General features: G+C 51.2%; 1 pseudogene. It reads left to right on the top strand.

Going from position 1 to position 260, the window contains the following annotated elements:
* Positions 1 to 260: pseudogene (locus R8N49_RS25940) on the top strand (cytochrome C); the annotation flags it as partial.

Genomic DNA, 260 nt, shown 5'->3' with positions numbered 1-260 from the left:
ACTCTACGTTGACGGTTAACATTGCCGACATGCCACTTTGCGCCGACCGTAGAGATGGCGAGCTCGCCGAATGCGTCACGTTTGAAGGCATCGATCTTATCAAATCGCCTTTCGTCATTGCCGCCAATAACGCATCTGGCTCGTTTGATGTGTCTGGCATCAACAAGCAACACAAACTGCCAGTGGGCGCGGACATTTCATCGTGTAACGATTGTCACAAAGAGCTGACTATCCATAAGCTCGGTGAGCATCCACATGCC

It is taken from the genome of Vibrio sp. 1978, from assembly GCF_033344345.1.
This window is presented reverse-complemented; position numbering and strand designations above follow the sequence as displayed.